This is a genomic window from Plantibacter sp. CFBP 13570, from assembly GCF_014841395.1.
Classification (GTDB): domain Bacteria; phylum Actinomycetota; class Actinomycetes; order Actinomycetales; family Microbacteriaceae; genus Plantibacter; species Plantibacter auratus.
Genome location: NZ_JACYTW010000118.1, coordinates 1 through 4,948, shown reverse-complemented (window position 1 = coordinate 4,948; position 4,948 = coordinate 1). Strand labels below are relative to the sequence as shown.

Below are 4,948 nucleotides of genomic sequence, written 5' to 3'. Positions count from 1 at the left end.
GCCGTCCGCCGCGAGGACGACGACCCGCGCGGTCGGCTCCTCGTCGAGACCGCGGCGGGCACCGGCTCCCCGGGCGCCGACTCCCCCGCCGCCGTGTTCCGGGCGCGGGCGGTCGTGAACGCGACGGGCACCTGGACGAAACCGTTCTGGCCCGCGTACCCGGGGCGGGAGCGCTTCGCCGGACGCCAGCTGCACGTTGCCGACTACGTCTCCGCTGACGAGTTCCGCGGCCAACGCGTCGTCGTCGTCGGTGCCGGCATCTCGGCCATCCAGCTGCTCGAGGAGATCTCGCGGGTGGCGGAGACGGTGTGGATGACGCGACGCGAACCGGAGTGGGTGGAGGACGACTTCGACACCGCCGCCCGGGTGGAGGCGATCAAGGGCGTCGAGGAACGCGTGCGCCAGGGCCTCCCGCCGGGCAGCGTGATCTCCGTGACGGGGATGCACTGGACGCCGTGGGCGCGGGCGGCCGAGGCGCGCGGTGTCCTGGTGCGTCAGCCGATGTTCCGCCGCATCGAGGAGCACGGCGTCGTCCTCGCCGACGACTCCTTCCTCCCTGTCGACGCCATCCTCTGGGCGACCGGGTTCCGAGCGGCGCTCGACCACCTCGCCCCGCTCGGCATCCGGCTCCCCGGGGGCGGCATCCGGATCGACGGCACCAGGGCAGCCGACGAGCCGCGGGTGCACCTCATCGGGTACGGCCCCTCAGCGTCGACGGTCGGCGCGAACCGGGCCGGGCGGGCGGCGGTCCTGGCGATCCTCGCCGACCTCGACGCCGCCGTCCCGGTTCCTCAGCACTGACCCCGTCACTGCACCGCGACGGGGATCGGCACGGCGGGAGCCCGCTCGGAGCGCACGAAGCCGATCCCGAGGAGGATGCACACCCCGCCGAGGAGCTGCGCGAGCGACAGCTGCTCCCCCAGGAGGATCCAGGCGAACCCGGTCGCCGCGACCACCTCGAGGAGGCCCGCGAAGGAGGCGAGCCGGGAACCGAGCATCTGACTCGCGGTGATGCTCGCCGCATAGGCGACCGCCGTCGACACCACCCCGACGAACAGGAGCGGCACCCACCACACGACGTCGGTGCCGAGCACCGTGACGTCGGCGTCGGAGGTCGTGAAAGGCACGCCGACGAGCCCCGCGAGCCAGAGACTGAGCGCCCCGATGAGCAGACCGATGGCGGCGAACGCCACCGGAGGCAGCCCCTTCGCCGGCCGAGCCGAGATGACGTAGTACGCGGCGCAGCCCACCATCGCGAGGATGGCGAACAGCAGGCCGACCGGGTCGAGCGTCGAACCACCGCTCGGAGCGACGACGAGTACGAGCCCGACGAGCGACACGACGGAGCCGACGAGGACGACCGTCGCGGGACGACGTCTGGTCAGCACCCAAGCGACGGCGACGAGCAGCAGCGGCGCCATGTACTCGACGAGGATCGCGGTACCGACGGCGATGGTCTGCAGCGCCGCGAAGTAGACGAGCTGCGTCGCCGCCACCCCGATGAGGCCCATGCCGAGGAGTCGCCAGCGGCCACGCCAGACCGCGTCCCAGCGACCGCGGAGTGCGATGAGGGCGAACGGGGCGAGCACCAGGCCACCGATCAGGGCGCGGACGGTGACCGCCGCAGCGGGGCTCCACCCCGACGCGAGCACCGGTTTGATGAACGCGCCGGAGGTGCCGAACGCGACCGCGGCGAGCACCGCGACGAGCAGACCGACCGTGGTCGAGGACGTGTGCTTCATGGGGGTCTCCAGCTGCCGCGAGTGGGGCCGGCGGAAGAGGTGGACGCCCGGCTGAGATGAAGCTACTCTCGGAGAGAGTAAGGAGTCAACTTGCATTTTGCCCCTGACACCGAGGATGCGCTGCTCTTCGCCGCGCTGCTCGTGAACACCCGCGCATCGGCGTCCCGGAGCGGCGGCGACGAACTCGCGACACCGCCGCAACTCGTGGAGCTCCTCCGAGTCAGTCGGTACTCGGGTCGGGTCGACGGCGACGAGCCCGAGCGGGCCGCGGTGGCCCAGCTGCGCGAGCGGATCCACGCGCTCTGGGCCTCCGACGCGGACGCCCCGGACACCCGCGACCGCGCCGTCGCCGAGATCAACACGATGCTCCGGGAGTCCGCCGCACTCCCCCAACTGCGCCGCCACGACGGCTTCGACTGGCACCTCCACGCCACCGAGTTCGACGCGCCGCTCGTCGATCGCGTCCAGACCGAGATCGCCATGGCACTCGTCGACGTCGTCCGGTCCGACGCCTGGGACCGCCTGCGGCTCTGCGCCGCCGACGACTGCGACGGCCTGCTCGTCGACCTGTCCCGCAACGGTTCGAAACGCTACTGCTCCGTCCGCTGCAGCAACCGCGTCAACACGATCGCGTTCCGCGCGAGAGCGCAGTAGTGGGCGTCACCAGACCCGGATGACGACCATTACTGCGATCTCGTCACATCCCAGAGATGGTGCACCGGGTCGTGGATGAAGTAGCGGCCGAGGGTCTCGGTCGTGAAGCGCGCGCCGTCGCTCCGTCGACCCGTCCGCGTGAGCGCCTCGTCCGGCACCCGCTCAAACGCTGCGGCGAGCACCGTCGCGGCCTCCACCAGCTCCGCCGACACCCGCTTCGGGTCCTGCTCGCCGTAGCGCTCCTCGAGAGCCGTCGCATCCTGGTCCCAGTTCTCGAACGCGGGATCGTCCTCGTCGAGGACGAGCCGCAGCCGGACGTCGAAGATGCGGAACACGTCACGCACATGGGCCGCGTACTCGAGCGGCGACCAGGTCTGCGGGTCGGGCCGCTCCCGGACATCGGCGCGCTCCAGCACCGCCGGCCACGCGGCGGCGTTCGCCAGGATCAACCCGGGGAGTTCCCGGAACCCGAACCGCGACGTGTCCATCCCGCACTCGGGACAGGCGCGCTCGAGGACCCAGGTCCAGTTCTTCGTGTCCGGGACGATGGTGTCGTCGTCGGGGGTGTTCGTCGTCATGGGTTCACTCTAGGAAGCGGCATGGCCCAGCGCCCTCGCAAAAGCGTCATCGTGCCGCGATCCGCCGCCACCGTCCGCTGGCGGCGCCGTGCCGATGCCTCCGTTACCCGGCGGGGGCGACCGGCGGGGCGCAGACCATCGCCGAGGCGGCGAGCTGCTCCGCCATCTGCTGCTCGGACCACGGGAGTGCGATCTCGGGCGCCTTCTGCCCGCTCGCCGGTGCCGCCTTCGCACCGATCGACGCGAGCTGCATCGCGAGCGTCTGCGCGAAGCCCGCACCGAGCGTCGAATTGTTGAGCATGACGACGACCGTCAGGCCGGAGGTCGGGTCGGAGAAGGCCGCCGAGAGCGAGCCGGGGATCGCGCCGGCCTGCCCCCGGAGGGGACCGATCTGCAACCCACCCACGCCGAAGCTCTTCCAGGTCGGCTCAGCCTCACCCAGCGAGACAGGGTCCTTCCACTGCTTCTTGTACGTGCTGTCGTTCAGCAGCGAGCCGGACGCGAAGGACTGGGTGAACTTCCGCAGATCGTCGACCGAGGAGACGACGCCACCGGCGGTCCACACCATCGAGGTCGACAGCTCGGTCTCGTCCGTCGGTGCGTCGCACTGGTAGGTGCCGTCCGCGACCCGCGGCGTCAGGTACCCCTTGGGGTGCGACCCCGGAAGCTCGACGGTGGAAGCGTCGGGGAAGCTGGACTTCGACATGCCGAGCGGCGAGAACACGTAGTGGTCGTACAGGGACTGCCAGGACTGACCGGTCAGCTCCTCGAGCGCCATGCCGAGCAGGATGTACCCGGTGTCGCTCGAGCCGAAGAGCGCCCCCGGAGCCGTCCGGGTACCGCTCGCGAGGCCGTTCGCGAGGATCTCGGCCATCGACCAGTTGCGGGTCGGGTTGGTGACGAACTGGGCGTTCAACGCTGGCGTGTAGGTGCCGAGCCCCGACGTGCCCTGGCACAGCTGCTGGTAGGTGATGCCCTCAATGCCCTGAACCTGCGGGAGGGTCTTGTGGACCTGGTCGGTGAGCTTGATCTTGCCCTCGTCGACGAGTTCGAGGAGCACGGTGCAGGTCATCGGGCGCGTGGTGTCGCCGATGCGGTAGACCATGGACGGATCCATCTTGGTCTTGCCACCAGGCTCGGTCGTGCCGACGCCGGCCGTGTAACTCCCGGCCCACGGCGCCCAGACGCCGACGATGGCGCCCGAGGATCCGGACTGGGTGACGGCGGCCTCGACCGCCGCCGTGATGGCGTCGGTCGTGTCGCCTGCGAGCGTGCCGCTGACCTGGTCGGGGAAGTCGGTGTCGGACACCGAGGGGCCCGAGCAGCCGACGAGCACCGTCGCGAGGGTCGCCGCGGTAAGGAGTGCGGCGAGACGCCGGCGCCTCGGAGCTGTTGCAGTCAAGTCATCCCCCTGATGAGCGGTCTGCGGAGCTGCAGACTGTTCCCGATTGTAACCGGGCGCGGCTGAGAGCTGCGGTCGCACGCCGCGTGCCGGTCACTCGGGCGGCGGGCCTGGTGCCGGGCGCGCCGATGGTGTTCTCTGGAGAGGTGACCTCGAACGCCTTCCCGCAGACCACCGTCGACGCCGTCCTGGCGCACATGAACGGCGACCACCCCGACGACAACCTGCTCATCGTGCGAGCCTTCCTGGAGCCCAAGGCCGAGGCCGCCACCATGATCGCGCTGGACGGGACGGGTGGCGAGTGGACCTGGACGGTCGACGGCACCGCCGCGGGTGGGCGGGTGCCCTGGCCCGCCGGCACCATCACCGAGCGCGGCGAGATCCGACGCGAGGTCGTCGCCCTCTACGACGCCGCGTGCGCCCGTCTGGGCGTGGAGCCACGCCCGCACGACTGAGCGACGACGGCCGGACGGTCGCGGCGGTCAGGAGACGGGCCGCGCCCCTGCTCGGGCGGTCAGCCGCGAGTCCCGGCCGGGCGGGACCGGCCGACGCGCAGCGTCACGAGCACCAGG

At 71.3% G+C, this 4,948-nt stretch carries 6 protein-coding genes; 3 read left to right on the top strand and 3 right to left on the bottom strand.

From position 1 onward, the window contains the following. Positions 1-801 (top strand): FAD-dependent oxidoreductase (locus IFT89_RS19640; protein ID WP_202939818.1); only part of this gene is annotated, 801 nt, incomplete at its 5' end. Positions 802-806: 5 nt separating this feature from the next. Here IFT89_RS19640 and IFT89_RS19635 read toward each other — a convergent pair. Next, positions 807-1,742, bottom strand: a complete 936-nt coding sequence (locus IFT89_RS19635) for an EamA family transporter (protein ID WP_079707429.1) — start codon at positions 1,740-1,742, stop codon at positions 807-809. A gap of 90 nt (positions 1,743-1,832) precedes the next feature. Between IFT89_RS19635 and IFT89_RS19630 the strand changes: the two genes are divergently transcribed. Then, the gene (locus IFT89_RS19630) at positions 1,833-2,396 is read left to right on the top strand and encodes a CGNR zinc finger domain-containing protein (RefSeq protein ID WP_194605462.1); all 564 of its coding nucleotides are present in this window, start codon (positions 1,833-1,835) and stop codon (positions 2,394-2,396) included. 29 nt (positions 2,397-2,425) lie between these two features. Here the strand turns inward: IFT89_RS19630 and IFT89_RS19625 are convergent, their stop codons facing one another. Further along, positions 2,426-2,974: a DinB family protein gene (locus tag IFT89_RS19625; protein WP_202939817.1), complete on the bottom strand. Its 549-nt coding sequence runs from the start codon at positions 2,972-2,974 to the stop codon at positions 2,426-2,428. 103 nt (positions 2,975-3,077) lie between these two features. Next, positions 3,078-4,376: a serine hydrolase domain-containing protein gene (locus tag IFT89_RS19620; RefSeq protein WP_202939816.1), complete on the bottom strand. Its 1,299-nt coding sequence runs from the start codon at positions 4,374-4,376 to the stop codon at positions 3,078-3,080. Between the two features lie 146 nt (positions 4,377-4,522). Here IFT89_RS19620 and IFT89_RS19615 point away from each other — a divergent pair, with 146 nt between their 5' ends. Next, on the top strand, positions 4,523-4,831 hold the full coding sequence (locus tag IFT89_RS19615) for a DUF2470 domain-containing protein (RefSeq protein WP_307783558.1): 309 nt from the start codon (positions 4,523-4,525) through the stop codon (positions 4,829-4,831). Positions 4,832-4,948 lie beyond the last annotated feature (117 nt).